At 52.6% G+C, this 20870-nt stretch carries 19 protein-coding genes; 10 read left to right on the forward strand and 9 right to left on the reverse strand.

Annotated features, from left to right (window positions below; genetic code table 11):
• Window positions 1-248: 248 nt before the first annotated feature.
• On the forward strand, window positions 249-632 hold the full coding sequence (locus CX651_RS09505; protein WP_101055814.1) for a VOC family protein: 384 nt from the start codon (window positions 249-251) through the stop codon (window positions 630-632).
• A gap of 226 nt (window positions 633-858) precedes the next feature.
• Entirely contained in the window at window positions 859-1548 is a 690-nt protein-coding gene (locus CX651_RS09510; RefSeq protein WP_101055815.1) for a helix-turn-helix transcriptional regulator, read from the forward strand.
• A gap of 438 nt (window positions 1549-1986) precedes the next feature.
• On the opposite strand, the gene CX651_RS09520 is transcribed toward CX651_RS09510, so the two are convergent.
• From CX651_RS09520 to CX651_RS09530, 3 genes are all read right to left on the reverse strand, one after another.
• Entirely contained in the window at window positions 1987-2310 is a 324-nt protein-coding gene (locus tag CX651_RS09520) for a hypothetical protein (protein WP_101055817.1), read from the reverse strand.
• A 107-nt stretch (window positions 2311-2417) separates the two neighbouring features.
• Window positions 2418-4655 (reverse strand): TonB-dependent receptor, encoded by a 2238-nt coding sequence (locus CX651_RS09525; RefSeq protein WP_101055818.1) that lies wholly within the window; start codon window positions 4653-4655, stop codon window positions 2418-2420.
• 26 nt (window positions 4656-4681) lie between these two features.
• Window positions 4682-4909 (reverse strand): hypothetical protein, encoded by a 228-nt coding sequence (locus CX651_RS09530; protein WP_025010500.1) that lies wholly within the window; start codon window positions 4907-4909, stop codon window positions 4682-4684.
• Window positions 4910-5355: 446 nt separating this feature from the next.
• Here CX651_RS09530 and CX651_RS09535 point away from each other — a divergent pair, with 446 nt between their 5' ends.
• A complete protein-coding gene (locus tag CX651_RS09535; protein ID WP_224866902.1) occupies window positions 5356-5859 on the forward strand; it encodes a YaiI/YqxD family protein in 504 nt (167 codons plus the stop codon).
• Window positions 5860-6061: 202 nt separating this feature from the next.
• Here the strand turns inward: CX651_RS09535 and CX651_RS09540 are convergent, their stop codons facing one another.
• Window positions 6062-6955 carry a LysR substrate-binding domain-containing protein gene (locus CX651_RS09540; RefSeq protein WP_101055820.1) on the reverse strand — a complete coding sequence of 298 codons (894 nt, stop codon included), beginning with the start codon at window positions 6953-6955 and terminating at the stop codon, window positions 6062-6064.
• Window positions 6956-7087: 132 nt separating this feature from the next.
• Here CX651_RS09540 and CX651_RS09545 point away from each other — a divergent pair, with 132 nt between their 5' ends.
• From CX651_RS09545 to CX651_RS09555, 3 genes are all read left to right on the forward strand, one after another.
• A complete protein-coding gene (locus tag CX651_RS09545; RefSeq protein ID WP_028781420.1) occupies window positions 7088-8212 on the forward strand; it encodes an S-(hydroxymethyl)glutathione dehydrogenase/class III alcohol dehydrogenase in 1125 nt (374 codons plus the stop codon).
• Window positions 8213-8222: 10 nt separating this feature from the next.
• A complete protein-coding gene (fghA, locus tag CX651_RS09550; RefSeq protein ID WP_101055821.1) occupies window positions 8223-9059 on the forward strand; it encodes an S-formylglutathione hydrolase in 837 nt (278 codons plus the stop codon).
• 177 nt (window positions 9060-9236) lie between these two features.
• Window positions 9237-9698: a hypothetical protein gene (locus tag CX651_RS09555; protein ID WP_101055822.1), complete on the forward strand. Its 462-nt coding sequence runs from the start codon at window positions 9237-9239 to the stop codon at window positions 9696-9698.
• Between the two features lie 23 nt (window positions 9699-9721).
• Here CX651_RS09555 and CX651_RS09560 read toward each other — a convergent pair whose 3' ends face one another.
• The 4 genes from CX651_RS09560 to ppsR all read right to left on the reverse strand — a co-directional run bounded on the left by CX651_RS09560 (window position 9722) and on the right by ppsR (window position 13353).
• Window positions 9722-10387 (reverse strand): response regulator transcription factor, encoded by a 666-nt coding sequence (locus tag CX651_RS09560; protein ID WP_101055823.1) that lies wholly within the window; start codon window positions 10385-10387, stop codon window positions 9722-9724.
• 237 nt (window positions 10388-10624) lie between these two features.
• Window positions 10625-11056 carry an acyl-CoA thioesterase gene (locus CX651_RS09565; protein ID WP_025011189.1) on the reverse strand — a complete coding sequence of 144 codons (432 nt, stop codon included), beginning with the start codon at window positions 11054-11056 and terminating at the stop codon, window positions 10625-10627.
• A 178-nt stretch (window positions 11057-11234) separates the two neighbouring features.
• On the reverse strand, window positions 11235-12299 hold the full coding sequence (locus tag CX651_RS09570; protein ID WP_101055824.1) for a 3-deoxy-7-phosphoheptulonate synthase: 1065 nt from the start codon (window positions 12297-12299) through the stop codon (window positions 11235-11237).
• A gap of 241 nt (window positions 12300-12540) precedes the next feature.
• Window positions 12541-13353 carry a posphoenolpyruvate synthetase regulatory kinase/phosphorylase PpsR gene (gene ppsR, locus CX651_RS09575; protein WP_039033412.1) on the reverse strand — a complete coding sequence of 271 codons (813 nt, stop codon included), beginning with the start codon at window positions 13351-13353 and terminating at the stop codon, window positions 12541-12543.
• 124 nt (window positions 13354-13477) lie between these two features.
• Between ppsR and ppsA the strand changes: the two genes are divergently transcribed.
• The 4 genes from ppsA (at window position 13478) to CX651_RS09595 (ending at window position 20402) form a co-directional block, all read left to right on the forward strand.
• A complete protein-coding gene (ppsA, locus tag CX651_RS09580) occupies window positions 13478-15847 on the forward strand; it encodes a phosphoenolpyruvate synthase (RefSeq protein WP_101055825.1) in 2370 nt (789 codons plus the stop codon).
• Between the two features lie 91 nt (window positions 15848-15938).
• Complete coding sequence (ydiJ, locus tag CX651_RS09585) at window positions 15939-18983, forward strand: D-2-hydroxyglutarate dehydrogenase YdiJ (RefSeq protein ID WP_101055826.1); 3045 nt, start codon at window positions 15939-15941, stop codon at window positions 18981-18983.
• Window positions 18984-19052: 69 nt separating this feature from the next.
• A complete protein-coding gene (locus CX651_RS09590) occupies window positions 19053-19532 on the forward strand; it encodes a DUF1285 domain-containing protein (protein ID WP_229839781.1) in 480 nt (159 codons plus the stop codon).
• A 447-nt stretch (window positions 19533-19979) separates the two neighbouring features.
• Window positions 19980-20402: a MarR family winged helix-turn-helix transcriptional regulator gene (locus CX651_RS09595; protein ID WP_039033408.1), complete on the forward strand. Its 423-nt coding sequence runs from the start codon at window positions 19980-19982 to the stop codon at window positions 20400-20402.
• A gap of 28 nt (window positions 20403-20430) precedes the next feature.
• Here the strand turns inward: CX651_RS09595 and CX651_RS09600 are convergent, their stop codons facing one another.
• Window positions 20431-20766 (reverse strand): hypothetical protein, encoded by a 336-nt coding sequence (locus CX651_RS09600; protein ID WP_101055827.1) that lies wholly within the window; start codon window positions 20764-20766, stop codon window positions 20431-20433.
• Between the last annotated feature and the right edge of the window lie 104 nt (window positions 20767-20870).

A 20870-nucleotide genomic window follows, 5' to 3' on the forward strand; every position in this document is an offset into this window, starting at 1 on the left:
TAACTTCATCAGTAATCAAAGTATGACTTAAGCTCAGAAATATGATGATCGCACTGACAAACGACATATTTGGGGGAAGACAACCTCAGTCGATAGCCACATAAAGTTTATTCGTATCTTCACATCAACTACTGACAACAGGTTGTCAGTAGCACAGGTGCATACTTGCTGTCGCACTGATAGCCAAGTGTGTAAGGCACTGGAGGATGAGCCTCCCGTGATAATTGAATTAAGATGGAGAAGATAAAATGTCAACAGAAACCCCTTTGGTCTGGAGTGAGATCCCGGTTGCTGATATGGCCCGCGCCAAGCATTTTTATCAAGAGGTTTTGGGACTGTACTGCAGAGAAGATCCTATGCCTGATTGCGAGTATGTCAGTGTCAGCCGTACCAGTAGTGATAGCGCTTGTTTAGGTTTGATCAAACACCCAAAAATGGCACCTTCATTGACGGCCTCAGTGGTTTATCTCAACCTGGGCGACAGGCTGAGTACTACTATAGGTCAGTTGGAAGCACAAGGGGTGCAGATCCTGTTGCCGCCTATGGCTATCAAGGAAGGTGAATGTGGTTATTGTGCTCAAATAGCCGATTCCGAAGGCAACCGACTTGGCTTGTGGGCCATGCAGCTGTAAGCTCAGCGCAGTTATCTTTATCGAGACCGATGTTTTGTCGGTCTTGTATGGCGTCAGCCCATTTTGCATCGAAGTTTACTTATTCTGCGAGGATGAAAAGAGGTAGAAGCAAATAGGGCAATGGAAGTTTTGTCTGGCTACAGCGACATAGGCCTGCGCCGGATGCGCGGTTTTTCAATTCGCTCTTCGGTGGCAAATCGAACATTTTTAAGGAATGGTATAAGTCATGCGCCGCGCTGACCGTTTGTTTCAGATAGTGCAGATACTGCGCCATCGCCGTTTGACCACGGCGGCGGTATTGGCCGAGCGCTTGGAAGTGTCGGTCAGAACCATCTATCGGGATATTCAGGATCTCTGTCTCAGCGGGATCCCCATCGAAGGGGAGGCGGGACTGGGCTATCTGCTGCGTCAGGAGGTGAGTGTACCACCCTTGATGTTCAACGAGGCTGAACTGGAAGCGATCCAACTGGGGATCCGTATGGTGCAGACCTGGGGCGGTAATGAACTTGGCAAGGCAGCCAAACAGGCGCTTATCAAGGTAGAAGCCGTGGTGCCGGAGCGTTTACGTGCATTGCAGAGTTTGATGTTTTCACCGGATTTCTACCTTGATCAACAAGATTTTGTCTACCTGGATCCGTTACGTATTGCCGCCAGGCTTCGCCATTTTGTGCTGCTCGGCTATCAGGATGTCAAAGGCAGTGCCAGTCAGCGCAAGATAAGGCCGCTGGCGATCTACTTTTGGCGCGGCACCTGGACTTTGCTGGCCTGGTGCGAACTGAGAGAAGATTTTCGCTCCTTTCGGGTGGACCGTATTGTTAATCTGTCACAGCTGCCGCAGCGTTTTCCTATCACCCCGGGGCAAGAGATGGAAGATTTTGTTCGCCGTATGGAAACCGACTATCAAAACCAGGCGTAAAGCCAAGACTACCCCTTATAAATGACGCGGCATCTAATAGTTCTTGATATATTGGCATTATCTTTTTTGACCCCAGTATGCTGGATTCCTACGACTATAGTCTGCTTGAGCAATAAACTATTTTCGAGAGTTTGCTGAGTCATTGCCGTGAGCTTGTTTATCACCCCAGGGTATTTATCTTTCCGCCCCGGTAAGTCATTTACGCCAATGAGATAGAGCGTAAGCAGGATTTTAGTGAAGCGGTGGCGACTTATCATGAGATGCAAAAAGCCTATGAGGCTTTCGGTGATGAGTTAATTGAAGTTCTCAGATGGTCGGTTGCGAAGAGAGCCGGTTTCATTTTGGCCAAGGTGAGCGAGGGCTGCATATGTTCTCAGCCGTCGCTGTTAGCTTCCTCAGCCATTAAACCAGAGGTTCCGGTTTAATCCCAGGGCCGGCCTACCAAACGCTCAGTTTGAATATTGCCAGTATTACAGCACAGGTCAGCAGTCCAAGACCGCCCAAAACACAAACCACTTTTTCCGGGTAGCGTGAACCCAGTTCGGGAAAGAGGATGGCGCCCAGGCTGAAGCTTGGGATCATCTCGTACAGTAACCCCATTCTCTGGTTGCTTGCCGGTGCAAATGGCGGCAGGTAGAAGTAACAGAGCAGATAAATAGCCAAGGTGGCAATCGCGAGCCATTCATAGCCCTGAAAGGGCTCATCGGCCTTGAGCAGACGGCGCAGCAGGACAATCATAATCGCCGCGATTAAAAGTAGCATGACACTTCCCTGTAAATAAAATGGCCGCCACAAACTAAGGGATCCGAGATGAGCTGACAAGCGCAAAAGAGAAAAAGCGCCGCAGGGGCGACGCTTTTTGAGGCTATTTACCAGCTCAGGTGGTAATTGATGGCAAAAGTGCGGCCACGGCCGTGATAGTCAAACATCTTCTCCGGGCCGTAAGTCGGGCTGTAGAAGTAAGCGGCTCGCTGGCCCCAAAGGGTGCTGTAGTCCTTGTCCAGCAGGTTTTCGATGCCATAGCTCAGGGTGCCGACCGCCAGTTCGATGGAGCCGAGCAGATCCAAAGTGGTATAGCTGTCTAACTCACTTCTCTGGCCATCATTTGCGTTGAAGCGATAGTCAGAGTCGGCGCTGAAGCTGTGCTCGGCCTGCAATCTTAACTGTTGGCTGTCACCGCGCCAGGCGATAAAGGCCGTGGCCTTGGAAGGTGAAGCATAGGTGACTGTCTCATCAATCCAGTCGGCGCCATTTTTGATTTCACTGCGAACCAGATGCAGGTTGCTGCCCACCTGCCAGGCGCTGCTGATATCGAAGTTCAGCTGGGCTTCCAGGCCATAGGTGCGTTTATCCTTGTCCTTGACTTCTATGGTCAGATCGCTGCGATTGACCTCAATCACCTTATCCGAAATGGCGTAATACAGACTGGCCTGGGCCTGCCAATGGTCGGCCAGATAGCGCCAGCCCAGCTCAAAGGAGTCTGTCTTGATGCCATCGAGGCGGGAATCATTGATATTGATGCTGTTGGTCAAGTGCAGATAACCATCGGCATCGGCCTGATAGCTGCCGCGACCATAGTATTTGGACAGATCCGGCAGCTCAAAGCCTTGCGAGTAGGCGAGCCACAGTTGCTGATCCCGGCTCAGTTTAGCCACCAAGCCCAGGTTAACCAGGCCGACATGGTAGTCTGTGCTGCCGCCTTTGATAGCATCGGCGCCCGGCGCTTTACCCTGGGCAATCGCCACCTGTTGGTTATAGCCGATAAAGTCATCGACGCTGTTGTCCATCTGCTGATAACGATAACCTGCGTTGAGCACCAGATAGTCGTTGATATCCCAGCTGCCCTGCAGGAAGGCTGCGATGGACTCGACACTGAAGTCGACATATCGGCCTGTGGTGAATAGTTCCTTCATGGTCAAACCGCCACTCTGGTTGGCGGCGTCGAGATCAAAACTCATCTGATCCGAGTCGAAGCTCTCCTTGTCCCAGTCGATGCCCCAGGTGAGTTTGAGGCTGTCGCTGGGCCTGGATTTCAACACGGCTTTCAGGCCATAAATGCCGGTGTTTTGTGACGAGGCCGAGAAGTTGTAAACCCCGAGGGTTTCACTGACGTAAGGGAAGGGGTGAAAGTCGAGATCTTCCTTGCGGTAAAAGCCTTGCAGGTACAAGGTTTGGCCGAGAAAGTCAGCCTGGGTATAGTTGAGGTTCAGTAAGGTTCGATCGGTTTTGGGGCTGCGATCAGCATTCAACCCCTTGCGGCTTTCGAGCAGGGAAGCATCTGAGGTGACGCCGCTGAAGTTTTCCCCCATATAGAGGCCGTGGTCGCCATCGGACTCATTGTTGTAAAACTGCACCAGGGCACTGAGGGTAGCATCGTTAGGGAGGCTCCAATCCAGGTTGGCCATAAGATCATAACCTTGGGTGTACTGCATGCCGGTTTGGGTGATATCCGGCATCACCTGATTGCCGTTGCCGTCGAACCACTGGCCATTTTCCTGCCAGGCGGCACTGAAACGTCCCTTGAGGGTATCGCTGCCACCGGCCACGGCAAAGGCGGTGCGGTAATCCAAGTCATCACTGCTGTTAAAACCCGATTTGAAACCTGCCTCGGCTTCAAAGGTATCCAGGCTGTCTGCGGCTTTTTTGGTTACTATATTGATAGCGCCGCCCAAAGCACCACCGCCATAGAGGGCTGAGGCGCCGGCCAAGACTTCAATGCGGGCGATGTTAAAGGGATCTATGCTGTCCAGCTGGCGGCTGATCCCTCTGGAGGTGTTCATCGATACGCCGTCTATCAACACCACCATGGCGCGGCCGCGCATGTTCTGACCAAAGTTGGTCCGGCCCTGGCTGGATACGTCCATGGAGGGAACCAGGGCTGCCAGCATCTCTTTCACGCCTTTGCCGCTGTTTATCTGCTCGCGGATGCTGTTTTCATCGATTAACCAAACTGTGCCGGAGAGCTCGCTTATCTGGGTCGGGGTACGGTTGGCACTGACCACCATACGCTCCATCTGGGCTTCTTCGGCCAAGGTGGCTCCCATCAGCAGCAATTGACTGCAGACAGCAGCGGCAACAAGGCTCATCCGAGCCGTGGATTTGGGCATAACATTCTCCTATAAAACTCAAGGGGTTAAATGAGGCACCAGACAGGGATCCAGCAGGCAAACACCAGGCTGAGCGTCTTCTTGCCGGGTTGGTATCCCAAGGCCAAAGACAGCACCAAGCCAGGTGCCAACAGCAGGATCAACAGTCGGGCATCCAGCCCAAAACTGGCCAATACCAGCATGATTGCCAGCAAGACCAATCCCTCACACCAAAGCAGTTGGTTACAGCGCAACAACAGCGGGGACGTTTCCATATTATTTGGCCTCCAGAATGAGGTTGTATTTTAATTGCAAATAAAAATGGTTCGCAATTGAATTTACAGTGGAGGGGGAAAGTGGGTTACAGGTATTTCAATATTCACATTGATATTGCGGCTGCGATTTTCTGCGTTATTTGACTCAGGCAGGCCCCGGCGTGCCACCAATCAGATGCCTTGAATGCCAGTTGCAGCGCAAGCCTCTCTCTACAAAAGAGAAGGCCACGAGGACTTGTTCGCACCTTACTTAGGTTATTTGTGAATGAGTCTCACGTTAACGTAATTTATCTCATATATATCGCTTTAAACCGCGTACTTGAAAAATCAAACTTTCAGCCGGAATAGTATAAAATGACGCACATAATTTCGGTGCAAGGCAAAGTCAGATATCAATAAGAGCATCTGTCGTGATGAAATGCCTTGCTGTCATAGAAGGAATGTCAGTGCAGCAGAATAATCCTTATCAGGCCTCTTGTCCGGCGCAAATCTGGGTCGATGCCGATGCCTGCCCGGTAGTGATCCGCGAAATGTTAGTGCGGGCGGCGGCGCGTACCGGCATCAATGTCACTTTTGTCGCCAATCAGGCGCTCAGGATCACAGGTGCTGCCAGTGTCAAAACCTTACAGGTGCCCAAGGGGTTTGATGTGGCTGATAACGAAATCGTGCGCCTGTGCCAGGCCGGTGATTTGGTGGTAAGCAATGATATTCCGCTGGCGGCCGAAGTGATAGATAAGGGGGCCAAGGCGCTTAATAGCCGCGGTGAGCTGCTGAATCGTGACAATGTGCGTGCCCGTCTCAATATGCGGGATTTTCTCGATACCCTGCGTGCCAGCGGCATAGATACCGGCGGCAGTCCCAAGTTGAGCCAGGCAGATAGACAGGCCTTTGCCAACGAACTGGATAAATATCTGCTGCACTGGCAGCGCGCTAAGACGCGTCAGGGCTAAGCCTGCCAAGCCATAGTTCGCTCAGAGAATCAAAAGCCTGGAAACTTGAAAGCTCAGCGATTCGAAAGTTCAGCGATTCGAAAACATAGTGGCTCGCAAGTTTCGCGGCTATGCAAGATTCAAAGCCTATGCAGAATTCATTTCTTATTTAAGATCTGGTTGCAGTTTAAGATCTATCATCCATCCAAGACTGGGCATCCACTCAAGAATCGGCCAGATCCGGCGCCTCCGGCAGCGCCTGCTGGAGAAAGTCCAAGAGCAGGCTGACCTTGGGCGACAGATGGCGGTTCTGTGGGTATAAGGCCCAAATACCCTCCGGCGCCGCCTGGTAAGCCTCGAGTACAGATACCAGGGCACCGCTGGCGAGATCCTCACCGACATAATAATCGGGCAGTTGCACCAGCCCGAGCCCTTTGCGGGCAGCATCCAATAACCCAGGGCCAGAATTACACACCAAGCGGCCACTCAAACGCCATTGACGTTCCTGGCCCTGCTCGATAAAACGCCAGTAAGGGTGATTGCCCAGCAAACATTGATGCCGATGCAGCTCGCCCAGAGTGTGGGGCATGCCGTGGTTGGCCAGATACTCCGGGCTGGCGCAGACATAGTTGCGGCGACTGCCAAGACGCCGCGCCATCAAGCTGGAATCCGCCAGCTTACCCAGTCGAATCGCCAAATCATAACCGCCATCAATCAGATCCAGCGTCTTGTTGTTGAGATCCAGTTGTAGATCCAGCTTGGGGTGCAGGCAGAGAAAGTCATTCAGTAGTGGCAGAATAAATTGCTCGCCGTAAGTGACCGGCGCCGTCACCCGCAGCAAGCCCTGCGGGGTTTGTTTCAAACTGCCAAGGGCGCGCTCGGCTTCCTCTATGCCATCTTGCAGCAAACGGCAGTGGCGATAATAAAGCTGGCCCTCTTCACTGAGCGACACCTTACGGGTAGTGCGATAGAAGAGTTTGCTCGCCAGGCGTTTCTCCAGCGCGGCGATTTGGCGGCTTATCTGCGCCACAGACAAGTTGAGCCGCTCGGCGGCGCGGGTAAAGCTCTGGCTCTCGGCCACGGCGATAAATTCGCTGATCCCTTCCCAGTGGTTCATTATTACTTCTCAGTAAAAGTGATTTGTATATTTGGCTGATTATCTTTTATTTGGGAATAAATACAATGTTGGCATCCGGTTTATGAGCCAAGAGGTTCGATACCGAATCAATCACAACAGAAGGAAGCGACAATGACAGACAAATTTATCAAGTCCCGCGCCGCCGTAGCCTGGGCCGCCGGTGAACCGTTGAAGATGGAAGAGGTGGATGTGATGTTGCCCAAGGCCGGTGAGGTATTGGTGCGCATTGTTGCCAGCGGTGTGTGTCATACCGATGCCTTTACTTTGAGCGGCGACGACCCAGAAGGTGTGTTTCCGGCCATTCTCGGCCATGAGGGCGGCGGCATAGTGGAGATGGTCGGCGAAGGCGTCACCAGTGTGGCGGTGGGCGATCATGTTATTCCTCTTTACACGCCTGAATGCGGTGAGTGTAAGTTCTGCCGCTCCGGCAAGACCAACCTGTGTCAGAAGATCCGCGAGACTCAGGGCAAGGGCCTGATGCCGGATGGTACCACCCGTTTCTTCAAAGACGGCAAGCCGATTTTCCACTACATGGGCTGCTCGACTTTCTCTGAATATACGGTATTGCCTGAGATCTCCCTGGCCAAGGTTAACAAATCGGCACCGCTGGAAGAGATCTGTCTTCTGGGCTGCGGTGTTACTACCGGCATGGGCGCTGTAATGAACACCGCCAAGGTGGAAGAGGGCGCCACCGTGGCCATCTTCGGGCTCGGCGGCATAGGGTTGTCGGCGGTGATTGGCGCGGTGATGGCCAAGGCCGGTCGCATCATAGGCATAGATGTCAATGAGTCCAAGTTTGAACTGGCGAAGAAGCTGGGGGCGACCGAGTGCATCAACCCCAAAGACTATGACAAACCTATTCAGCAGGTGATTGTGGATTTGACCGACGGCGGCGTCGATTACTCGTTCGAGTGTATCGGCAATGTGGATGTGATGCGTTCGGCGCTCGAGTGTTGCCACAAGGGCTGGGGAGAGTCAGTGATCATTGGGGTTGCCGGTGCCGGGCAGGAGATCTCTACCAGACCCTTCCAGTTGGTGACTGGCCGGGTGTGGAAAGGTTCGGCTTTCGGTGGTGTCAAAGGACGCTCACAGTTGCCTGGCATAGTGGAAGATTATCTGGCCGGTAAATTCAAGCTGGATGACTTTATCACCCACACCATGGGGCTTGAAGATATCAATGAAGCCTTCGAGCTGATGCATGAAGGCAAGAGCATTCGCAGCGTGATCCACTTCTGAGGACCTTCTGATGGAAAATATCAGTAACAACAGGTCGTTTGGAGGCTGGCACAAGCAGTATCGTCATTACTCCAGCAGTCTGAACTGCGAGATGCGTTTCGCCATCTATCTGCCGGAGCAGGCCAATAGCCAAAAGGTACCTGTGCTGTATTGGCTCTCCGGGTTGACCTGTACGGATGAGAACTTTATGCAAAAGGCCGGGGCCCAGCGCCTCGCGTCTCAGCTGGGGCTGGCCATTGTTTGCCCGGATACCAGCCCGCGCGGAGAAGGTGTGGCCGATGCCGATGATGCCGCCTACGATCTGGGGTTGGGGGCCGGTTTTTATGTCAATGCTACCCAGGCTCCCTGGAGCAGCCACTATCGTATGTATGACTATGTGGTAGATGAGTTGCCGGCATTGATAGAACAGCACTTTCCGGTATCGGATAAGCGCGCCATTGCCGGCCACTCAATGGGCGGCCACGGCGCGCTGATGATAGCCCTTAAAAATCCGGGCCGTTATCTCAGCGCCAGTGCCTTTGCCCCCATCAGTCATCCTAGCCAGTGCCCTTGGGGCCAGAAGGCGTTTGCAGCCTATCTTGGCAGCGACAGGGAGGCTTGGAAGGCCTATGACACGGTAGAGCTGATAAAAAGTGGTGCCAAAGGGCTACCGATGCGGGTTGATCAGGGCGAGAGTGATCTGTTCCTGGCCGAGCAGTTACTGCCACAGGCCTTGCGGGCCGCCGCCACTGATGCTGGAATTGCGCTGAGTTTTCACAGCCACCCCGGCTATGATCACAGCTACTATTTTATCGCCTCATTTATCGACGAGCAGCTTAAGTTTCATGCCAGCCATCTGGGCTTGTAAACGCTGAGCCTCTAAAACGCTCAGTCACTTAAATGCAGCGCCGCCTAGGGTTTGCCCCGGCGGCGTTTTTATGCGTTATAGCGGCCATTGCCCGGTATCCGCTTGTTGAGTACTTTCTTGTTTACCCCACTTTTATCTGAGGGGAATTAACGAGCGCAGGGATTAACGGGAGGGAGCATGAAAATAGGCAGATGGCAGACACCCTTCGAGCAGGGGGATCTCTATATTACCGGGCTCTTCTGGGGCGGTGATTTCTTGTTGCAGCTTCCCAGTGGCAAACGCTATCAAATTAAGAATAAACCCCATCCAGGGGTGGATCTCAGTCTGGAATTGTTTCATTTACCGAGTGAAGGGCGCTATCGGCTGCATTACCGCTCGGTCAGTGCGTTTCGTATGTTGGATGAACATGGATTGCTGGAGCTTTGGCAGGCGCTGAGCGAGCTTGGGGACGAACAGGGTTGCAACAGCCGCCTGATTAAAGATCACGCCTGGTCGCGTGAAAGCCCAATCAGTTTCTTCCATGGTCACAGTGACGGTTGGTCACACCTGATTTGTACCGGCGATGAGTGTGTCGAGGTGTTGTGCCCGAGCGCGCCGGAAATCATCTATCTTGGCAAATGTGCCGCCATGGAAGACTGAAAAATCTTTGGGAAGCGGTGAGATCAGTTGATCTCGACCTTTTCCATTCCCAGTTGCTGCAGCGCTATCACGGCCTGGGTGCGGTTGCGAACCCCCAACTTACGGAAGATAGCGGTGGCGTGGGCCTTGATGGTCGCCTCGGATACGCCCAGGTCGTAGGCTATCTGCTTGTTGAGCAGGCCTTCGGCAAACATCTGTAACACCTTGTATTGCTGCGGCGTCAGCTCAGAGAGCTTGCCGGCCACCTTGTCGGTATCTTCTTCATCATTGATTTCAATCAACTCTATGCCTTTAGGCAGCCAGATATCGCCGAACATTACTGCGGTTATCGCGTCGATAAAGGTTTCCATCGAAGCTGACTTGGGAATAAAGCCGGCGCCGCCGTAGTGCAGGGCACGGCTGATGGTGGCGGCATCTTCATGGGCTGAAATCACTATCACCGGCAGTTCGGGGAAGTGGGCGCGCAGATGGATAAGAGTGGAGTAGCCATGGGAGCCCGGCATTTGCAGATCCAGCAGCACCAGATCATAGTCCTGATGAGTTTGCTCAAGCAGTTTTTGCAGCCCATCGGCACTGTCGGCCTCAAACCAGCGGGTATTGGAGAAACCGCTGTTAAGCGCTTGGCGCAGGGCATTGCGAAATAATGGGTGATCATCGGCGATGATAATATTTAAGTTTTCTGGCTTCATGGCTTGTTATGGTTATGGCTCTGCACGCTGAAGAAGGGTCAATGTAACAGAAAAGTGACAAATAATCCTATTGCTTTATCAGGCTTTAAGTGACTTTTTGTTACTGTCGCTTTTAGACTTTAGTCGAGAACGACAGTCAATAAAAGCCTTTTCAGCGGCAAACAGGATTGCAGGATAAAACTTACATAGCCTGTTGCCAGAAACAGGCTCGGATTATGTGAAATAAGCGAACAGGGTCTAGTTGGCCAGATCATCACTCCAGATCTGGGTTGGCTTTCTGTCTTCATCGACGGCCACGAAGGTGAAGACGCCGCGGATAGCGTGCTCACGCTTATCCTGATACATATCTTCTACAAAAATGTTCACTTCGACTTTCATTGAGGTGTTGCCCACATGGATCACCCGGGCGATCAGTTCTGCCAGGCTACCGGCAGGGATCGGCTTTTTGAAATCGATTCTGTCTGAGCTGACGGTGACCAGGGTCTTGCGACAAAAGCGGGTGGCGGCGATAAAGGCGGTTTCATCCATCCAGGCGAGGGCTTCACCGCCAAACAGTGTGTTGTGATGATTGGTAATAGACGGGAAAACCGCCTTGATCACCCGAGCCTCGGCTTGTTCAATTCGGCGTGCTACGGCCACTTCATATTGGCTCTGTGTCGTTTCTGGCATACGGCAACCTCTGGTTATGCTGGAAAATCAGGGGCGGTATTATAGTTCGACCAAAGGCGGATTGACAGTTTGCTTTCAATGGGTGCTGTGGAAACAGTCAGAGCACAAAAAAGCCCCGGCATCTCCGAGGCGGAGAGTGTGGGGCTATTTTATGTTGGCGGCCTGTATCTGTGGCGGCTTACTTGCCCAGCAGGCGGCGTCTTTCCTTGGCAGCAGCGGCCAGATCTCTGAGCAGCTTTTCCGAGTCTTCCCAGTGCAGGCAGGCATCCGTGATGCTTTTGCCGTAAGTGAGTGGCTCACCGGCAACCACTTTCTGATTGCCTTCGACAATAAAACTCTCGGCCATGATACCGGCAATGGCGGTGGAGCCGCTGCGCAGCTGCGTCATGATATCTTCGGCGACTTCCAGCTGCTTTTTGTGCTGCTTCTGGCTGTTGCCATGGCTGAAGTCGACCACTATGCCGGAGTGGATCCCAACCGAGTCCATCTGCTCTCTGGCCTTGGCCACATGCTGCTCGCTGTAGTTGGGGGCTTTACCGCCGCGCAGAATGATATGCCCGTACGGATTACCATGTGTGCGATAGACCGCCAGTGAGCCGTCTTTGTCCGGAGAGTAGAAAATATGTGGTTCTCTGGCGGCGCGCACTGCATCGACGGCAATATTGATGTTGCCGTCGGTACCGTTCTTGAAGCCTACCGGGCAGGAGAGTGCCGAGGCCATTTCACGGTGAATTTGGCTTTCTGTGGTGCGGGCCCCGATGGCCCCCCAGGTGATGAGATCGGCAATATACTGACCATTCACCATATCCAAAAACTCGGTGGCGATAGGCAGTTTCAGCTCGGTGATCTGCTGAAGTAACTTGCGGGCCAGGCGCAAACCTTTATTGGGGCTGAAGCTGCCGTCCAAGTCAGGATCGGAAATCAGGCCTTTCCAGCCGACTATGGTGCGTGGTTTTTCAAAATAGACCCGCATCAGAATGCACAGATCGTCTTTGAGTTCATGGTGCAGCTTGGCCAGACGGCCGGCATACTCAAGTGCTGCTTCAGTGTCATGGATGGAGCAGGGGCCTATGATGACCAACAAACGCGGATCGTCACCCTGAATAATGGCTTCGACTTCGCGGCGTTGTTCAACCAGGTAGTCTGCGGCTTCCTGAGTCAATGGATACTCAGATGCGAGTTGGGCAGGTGAGATCACTTTACATAAGAGAGAGGTGCGTAATTCGTCTGTTTTAATGGTCATTCATGATACCGAGGGAAATTTCTTGAGCGCTTTGCGCTTATCTTGTGTCGGATTATAACCAATCGAGCCGAGCTGCAAAGTGGCAATTGTCCGATAATTGCCCAAGTGGGCCTTGAAAAAGTGTCAAGACCCACTTGAATCATTCAGAGTTCGCACTGTGGTAACAAGTAGTTAGCTAGAAAATGCCAATATGTAACTCAGTTTCAACTCGAGTAGCATTTGTCGGCTGCTAGGGCGTTTTTTAGAACATATGGCGCTCAAGGCCGGTGGCATCGAGGATTTTGGTGGCGATTTCCTCGACCGATTGGTTGGTGGTGTCTATATAAGGGATGCGTTCTTTCTTGAACATCATCTCCACCTCTTTCACTTCGAGGCGGCACTGGCGCAAAGAGGAATAGCGGCTATTTTCCATCCGGCTCTGACGTATCTCATGCAGGCGTACGGGTTCAATAGTCAGGCCAAACAGTTTGGATTTATTGCGTTTCAATACCTCCGGCAGCTTGAGGTTGTCCATGTCGTCTTGAATAAAGGGGTAGTTGGCGGCCTTGATGCCGAACTGCATCGACAGATAGAGGCTGGATGGCGTCTTGCCGCAGCGGGAAACTCCCAGCAGGATAATGTCGGCCTTGTCCATATGCTTCATGGTCTGGCCATCGTCGTTATCCATGGCAAAGTTGATGGCGTCGATACGGGCATCATAACCCGCTTTGGCCATTCCATGGGTGCGATGCAGTGAAGGGCTGGCAGTGACCCCTAATTGTTGCTCCAAGGGGGCGACGAAAGTGTTGAGAAAGTCGTAGTCCAGGCCCTCACTGGAATAAATGATGTCGCGAATTTCCGGTTTGACGATGGAATGAAACACCAGAGGCCGTTCCCCTGTTGTAATAAAACTATCATTAATCTGTTTTTTAACGGCTTCTGCTTTAACGGTATTTTCCACAAATGGAATGGTAAGTGAATCAAATTCCAATGGAAATTGAGAAAGCACTGCGTGACCAAACACTTCGGCCGTGATTGCTGTTCCATCAGAAATGTAGAATACTTTACGTGCCATGCCGACCTCATGTAGTAATAAAATTACAAATAAAATTATAGATTTACGCTTGTTGCCTCGGAGTGTAAAATGCCGCTGCCCTCGTGTGAAGGGGCCACTGAAATAAACTTGCGGAGATAGAACTGTGCAGCAATACGTACTCTGGTATCAGGAATTAGGCATGGGTGACGTCAACAAGGTCGGCGGTAAAAACGCTTCCCTTGGTGAAATGATCAGTAATCTGGCCAATGCCGGTGTTCAAGTACCTGGCGGCTTTGCGACCACATCCCACGCGTTCAATGAGTTTCTTGAGCAAAGTGGAGTAAACCAGAAGATATATGACATTCTTGACACATTGGATGTAGATGATGTCAACGCACTGGCTAAAGTTGGTGCACAGATCAGACAGTGGGTTATCGAAACCCCATTTCAGCCAGAACTCGAACAAGCGATTCGAGAAGCTTACGAAAAATTAGCCTCTGAAACCCAAGATGCTTCATTCGCCGTGCGTTCCTCTGCCACCGCAGAAGATATGCCTGACGCTTCATTTGCCGGTCAGCAAGAAACCTTCCTCAACGTGAAGGGCTTTGAAGCTGTATTGGTTGCCATCAAGCATGTGTTTGCTTCTCTGTTCAACGATCGCGCTATCTCCTATCGTGTGCATCAGGGTTACGACCATCGCGGTGTGGCACTGTCTGCCGGTGTTCAGCGTATGGTTCGTTCCGATAAAGCGGCTTCCGGCGTGATGTTCACCATGGATACCGAGTCCGGCAACAAGGACGTGGTATTTATCACTTCTTCCTTCGGTTTGGGCGAAATGGTAGTGCAAGGTGCGGTTAACCCGGACGAGTTCTATGTACACAAGCCAACCCTGACTGCCGGTCACAAGGCTGTTGTTCGTCGTAATATCGGCAGCAAGCTGATCCAGATGGTGTACTCAGATGATGCATCTCACGGCAAGCAGGTGAAAATTGAAGATGTCGCCAAAGAACAGCGCATGACTTTCTCCATCAATGATGAAGAAGTGATGGAACTGGCCAAGCAGGCGATGATTATTGAAAAGCATTATGGCCGTCCGATGGATATCGAATGGGCCAAAGACGGTAACGACGGTCGTCTCTACATAGTTCAGGCTCGCCCCGAAACCGTGCGTTCCCGTGAAGATGTGCAACTGATTGAGCGTTATCACCTCAAGAGCCGCGGCGAAGTGATTTGTGAAGGTCGTGCTATTGGTCACAAGGTGGGCTCAGGTGTTGCCAAGGTGCTCAAATCTATCGACGAAATGGACAAGATCCAGCCAGGCGATGTACTGGTTACCGATATGACTGACCCGGATTGGGAACCTATCATGAAGCGCGCCAGCGCCATTGTCACCAACCGTGGTGGTCGTACCTGTCATGCCGCCATTATTGCCCGTGAACTGGGCGTGCCTGCAGTAGTGGGTTGTGGTGATGTGACCGACAAAATTCAAAACGGTCAGGAAGTAACTGTATCCTGCGCCGAAGGCGACACAGGTTATATCTATCAAGGCAAGCTGGAGTTTGATGTGATTTCCAGCCGCGTTGATTCCATGCCTGATCTGCCGATGAAGATAATGATGAACGTGGGTAACCCTGACCGCGCCTTCGACTTTGCCCGTCTGCCTAACGAAGGTGTTGGTCTGGCCCGTCTCGAGTTCATCATCAACCGCATGATAGGCATTCACCCCAAGGCTCTGCTGGAATTCGATCAGCAAAGCGACGAGCTGAAAGCCGAGATCACCGAGATGATCGCCGGTTATGAATCTCCGGTTGAATACTATGTTGCCCGCCTGGTTGAAGGTATCTCTTCTATCGCTGCAGCATTCCACCCCAAGAAGGCCATCGTGCGTATGTCTGACTTCAAGTCAAACGAATATGCCAACCTGATCGGCGGTGACAAGTACGAGCCAGAGGAAGAGAACCCAATGCTGGGCTTCCGTGGCGCCAGCCGCTACATCTCTGAGTCGTTCCGCGATTGTTTCGCCCTCGAGTGTGAAGCCATCAAGCGGGTTCGTAACGACATGGGGCTGAAGAACGTTGAGATCATGATCCCGTTCGTTCGTACTCTGGAAGAAGGCCGTCAGGTTATCGAACTGCTGAAAGAGCAGGGTCTGGAGCGTGGTAAAGATGGTCTGCGCGTCATCATGATGTGTGAACTGCCATCCAACGCCCTGCTGGCGGATCAGTTCCTGGAGATGTTCGATGGTTTCTCCATCGGCTCCAACGACCTGACTCAGCTGACTCTGGGTCTGGACCGCGACTCAGGCATCATCAGCCACCTGTTCGATGAGCGTAACGAAGCCGTTAAGGCGCTGCTGGCGATGGCTATCAAGTCTGCCAAGGCCAAGGGTGCTTACGTGGGTATCTGTGGTCAGGGTCCTTCGGATCACGCTGATTTCGCCGCTTGGTTGGTGGAGCAGGGCATAGACACAGTGTCTCTGAATCCCGACACAGTGATCGACACCTGGTTGTACCTGGCTGAAGCCCACGGCTAAGTCAGAAACCGTTGTTATGAAGGAAGCCGCTTTTTAGCGGCTTTTTTTTGTTTATAATGGCCCGATAACAAAAAATTTATTCGAGCATAAGATGTTACCCCTACTATCACACCAACAAACTCTGGAACCCTTGTATCTGGAATATCTGGATGCGCTGGAGCAGCGCGGCTTTCGCGGCGATATCGACAGGCGTTACAGTGCCCGTTTGGCGCAAGCGACGGATAACTCTGTTTATCAGTTTCTGCCACAAGCGGTGCTCTACCCAAGAGACAGCGCCGATATTGCCATGGCGTTGCGGCTTGCCTGTGAGGAAGCTTTTGCCAAGGTGGTCTTCAGTGCCCGCGGCGGCGGTACCGGAACCAATGGTCAGGCGCTGACCCATGGGATAGTGCTGGATCTTTCGCGCCATATGAACCGGGTATTGGAAGTTAATCCAGAGGAAGGCTGGGTTAGAGTCGAGGCCGGTGTGGTCAAGGATGCGCTCAATGATGCGTTGCGGCCGTACGGCTTTTTCTTCAGCCCGGATCTTTCCACCTCCAACCGAGCCACCCTGGGGGGCATGATCAATACCGATGCCTCCGGCGCCGGCTCGCTGGTGTATGGCAAGACCTCGGATCATGTGCTTGAGCTTACCAGTGTGTTGGTGGATGGCAGTGTGCTGCACACGGCTCCAGTGAGCCGCGAGGTATTGGAATCGGGTGAGAAGGTCACTGACAACCCGCTCGGCAATAAGCTGATTACCGAAGTGGCCCGTCGCTGCCGTGAGCAGCGAGAGCTGATTGAACAGCGCTTTCCCAAACTGAACCGTTTTTTGACCGGTTACGATCTGAAAAATGTCTGGGATCAACAGCTCTGTGAATTCAACCTGTCGCGGATCCTCACCGGCTCTGAGGGAACGCTGGCGGTGGTGACTGAGGCCAAACTGGATATCACCCCTTTGCCGGCCAGCCGCCTTATGGTCAACATCAAATATGACTCTTTTGAATCTGCACTGCGCCATGCGCCCGACTTGGTGCTCGCCAATGCCACTGTGGTGGAAACCGTCGATTCCAAGGTGCTGAATTTGGCGCGGGAAGACATTATCTGGCACTCGGTATCCGAGCTTATCCAGGAAGTGCCCGGCAAAATAATCGATGGTCTTAACATGGTGGAGTTTGCCGGAGAACAAGCCCAGGTAGATGAGCGGGCTGAGCGTCTGGCCGCGGCGCTGGATGCACAGATTGCCGCCGGTGAAAAAGGGGTGCTTGGGTATCAGCTTACCCGGGATGCCGGTTCCATCAATAAGATTTATGCCATGCGCAAGAAGGCGGTGGGGCTGCTCGGGGCCACCAAAGGCCGCCGCAAACCGATAGCCTTCGCCGAAGATACCGCCGTACCTCCTGAAAAGCTCGCCGACTATATCATGGAGTTCCGTGCCCTGTTGGATAGCCATCAACTGCAATATGGCATGTTCGGCCATGTGGATGCCGGGGTGCTGCATGTGCGTCCGGCGCTGGATATGTGCGATCCCAAGGATGAAGCCTTGCTGCGCACCGTCTCGGATCAAGTGGCGGCACTGACGCAGAAATACGGCGGCCTGATGTGGGGCGAGCACGGTAAAGGCGTGCGTGGTGAGTATGGCCCCCAAGTATTTGGCGAGCAGCTTTGGAGTGAGCTTGAAGAAGTTAAGACGCTGTTCGACCCCCAGAATAAACTCAACCCGGGTAAGCTGGTGGCGCCCAAAGGCCAACAGCTTATCTACAATGTCGACAGTACCAAGCGCGGCAGTTTCGATAGGCAAATACCTGTCAGTGTCCGCGATGCCTTCCCGGATGTGATGAACTGTAATGGCAACGGCCTGTGTTTCAACTACAGCCGCTTTTCGCCCATGTGCCCCTCTTTTAAGGTGACTGGAGACAGGATCCATTCACCCAAGGGCCGTGCCGGGTTAATGCGTGAGTGGCTGCGATTACTCGAATCTGAAGGCGTCGATGTCAATGAGCTGGCCAAGTCCAAATCCATGGGCCTGTTGCAGCGGCTGCAGAACAGCCTTAACGCCAAGAAAGAATACGACTATTCCCACGAGGTGATGGAGTCGCTCAAGGGCTGTCTCGCCTGTAAGGCGTGCTCCGGCCAGTGTCCGGTGAAGGTGGATGTTCCCAAGTTCCGGGCACAGTTTTTCAGTATCTATTACCGCCGTTATCAGCGTCCCGCCAAGGATTACCTGGTGGCCGGTGTCGAGGATTCTGTGCAACTGATGGCCAAGGCGCCCCGGCTGAGTAACTTTGCGGCGCAGAACCCTCTATCCAAGTGGGTGATTAAAAAGGCTCTGGGGTATGTGGATGCGCCTGCGCTGTCTGTACCTACCCTGAAACAGCGCCTCGATGCTCACCCCAGCCGCGGTTATGATCTCAACGCCTTAAGCGCTATTCCCACCGCTGAGCGACAAAACTATGTGTTGGTAGTGCAGGATCCTTTCAACAGCTTCTACGATGCCGAACTGGTTTATCGCTTTATTCGTCTGATTGAAGCGCTTGGACTCAAGCCGGTATTGCTGCCGTTCAAGCCCAATGGTAAACCGGCTCATATCAAGGGATTTCTGGAGCAGTTTGCCAAGACGGCGCAGACCGCCGCCGACTTTCTCAATCAGGTGCATGCCCTTGACATGCCCATGGTGGGAGTAGATCCGGCCTTGGTGCTGGTTTATCGCGACGAATACCGTGAGGCGCTCGGCGCCAAGCGCGGCCAATTCAATGTCCAGCTTGCCAGCGAGTGGCTCAGTGCCATGCTCGAGCAGTTGCCGCAACTGCCTGCAAGCGGGCGCGAGTTCACCTGGTTCAGCCACTGCACTGAATCCAGTGCTCGTCCCGGCACTGCCAAAGAATGGCAAACCATCTTTGCCCGTTTTGGTGCCAAGTTGGGTACCGTGAATCTGGGTTGTTGCGGCATGGCCGGTACCTACGGCCATGAGCTGGAAAACCTGCCACGCTCCAAGGCTCTGTATGAGATGTCCTGGGACGAGGCGATAAAGTCGTTGCCGCAGGAGCAGATACTGGTGTCCGGTTATTCCTGTCGCAGCCAGGTCAAACGCTTTGGTGGCTTCAGGCCCAGGCACCCCATCGAAGCCTTGCTGGAGCTGACTCAAATGCAAGCCTGAGAGCGCCAAGAATAGGGCTCCTCAAAGTGTGGAGCCCATGAGTAGGGAACACAAGAAAAGGAAGTCAGGATGAAACAGTCGGAAGAAAAGGAAGTCAGGATGAAACAGTCGGAAGACAAGGTGAGTGAGGTCCTGAAAGGGTTGGGGGCAAGGCCTGACTTGTGTCAGCAGCAAGCCCTGTTTGAGATAGATGTTAAAGGTGACTGGTATTATCTCAACTCACCGCTGCCGACCAAGTTTGCCAGACTCTTCAGTAGTATTTTGCACTGCATCGAGGGTGAACATCTGTTGCTCACCCCGGCAGAGCGTTTGAAGGTAGCGGTGGCCGACACACCGCTTATCATAGTTGATTACAAGCAGTTGGATATCGAGGCCGAGAGCAGCCGTTTTGCCTTGGTTTGCTCCCAGGGTAATGAGTTCGAGGTGCAGGGGCTCAATGCCTTTGAGAGCGCCGAATCCGGGCTATTGGTAAGCTTGCCTCGAGGTCTCAAGGCCAGGCTTGGGCGTGCCTGTTTTTATCGCTTTGCCGAAACCTATTTACTGAGTTAAAAGTCAACGGAATCGCTTTGCCATTCAGGCAGATATAAAACCTTTATTTACAGTAGCCTGACTGTAAATGCCCCATTATTCTCCTTTCTTGTGTTAGTGAAATATTCAGCAGGTGGTAGTATTAATACCATTGGTATAGAAGTTTGATTGACTCAGAATCGGGTTAGCCACTCAAGTTTAAAGCGGATTATCGGCTGGTAATCGTTTACCCATAGGGGAGTCATAAAGCCGTATATTTGGGCAGGTCAATGCGGTTTTATTCCGCCGGAGACGCCATGCACCGCTTTTCATGCTCCCCGCGTAGGTCAATCATTTTGCGCAGTGGTATAGTTAAACTCGGCAATGGAAATGGCCCGGTGCCAATGAAGCAGAATAAACGATTTTGCTGAATGGGGCGAAGCCCAGCAGCTAGCGAACAGACAAGCCCTGAAGTACAGGAGGTGTTGCTTGAACCGCAAAGAGAGTCTCGGTTATCTGGTATCCCATCTGAACGTGGAATTGCAACATGAACTGGATAGCCGCCTGAAGCGTTATCAGCTGGATATTAAACTCTGGCCTGTGTTGTTTGCGCTCTGGCAAGAGGAAGGGATCAGCCAAACCGAGTTGTCACGTCGCTGTGATGTGGCCAACTACACCATGACACGCTTGCTGGATCAACTGCAGGTACAAGGCTTAATTTATCGCCACCAGGAAGAAGACAACCGGCGTGCGTTTCAAATTTTCCTGACCGATCAGGCCAAGGCGATGGAGCAGGACTTAATTCGCGAGGCCGAGCGGGTCAACGAGAAGTTTATGGCGGCCTTGGATGAGCCGGAAAGAGCGCAGTTGCTTATGCTGCTCAACAAGATAAATCATACCGACAAGCGTTAACCTTATGGTTGAATGCGCGATCACTGAATCAAAGATAGACCAATAGTACGCACACCAATCCTCCCAGTAGCAACCAGTGTTGCATATGTGAGTTGTTTGGCTGTTGCTTCCCCTGTTTGAGGCTCGCCAGCAGGCGGTTACACTTGTAGATGCGACAGATAGTCAGCTCTGTGGTGGGGTCTACCAGAAGTTGCATCCGGCAACGTGCGCCATTACGTAACTCAAAGCTGTGTTCGCTATGTAGCCCCAGGTTGAATTTGCTGGATACCATTTTACCGTCGACAAACAAACGCTCAAATCCATTCCAGTTACTGGCCTGTAGTTCCACCTTTTGCTGTTCCACTTCATAGCCGAATCTGAGCATCACTGACTCCCTGACATTCGAGATGACGAATGTTAAGTCAAGCAGAGGCAGATGACGCTTGCCAGTCCGGGAAAATGAATTTTCTGTTTCCGGCGCCTATCTCT

This window comes from Shewanella chilikensis (genome assembly GCF_002836945.1).
Lineage (GTDB): Bacteria > Pseudomonadota > Gammaproteobacteria > Enterobacterales > Shewanellaceae > Shewanella > Shewanella chilikensis.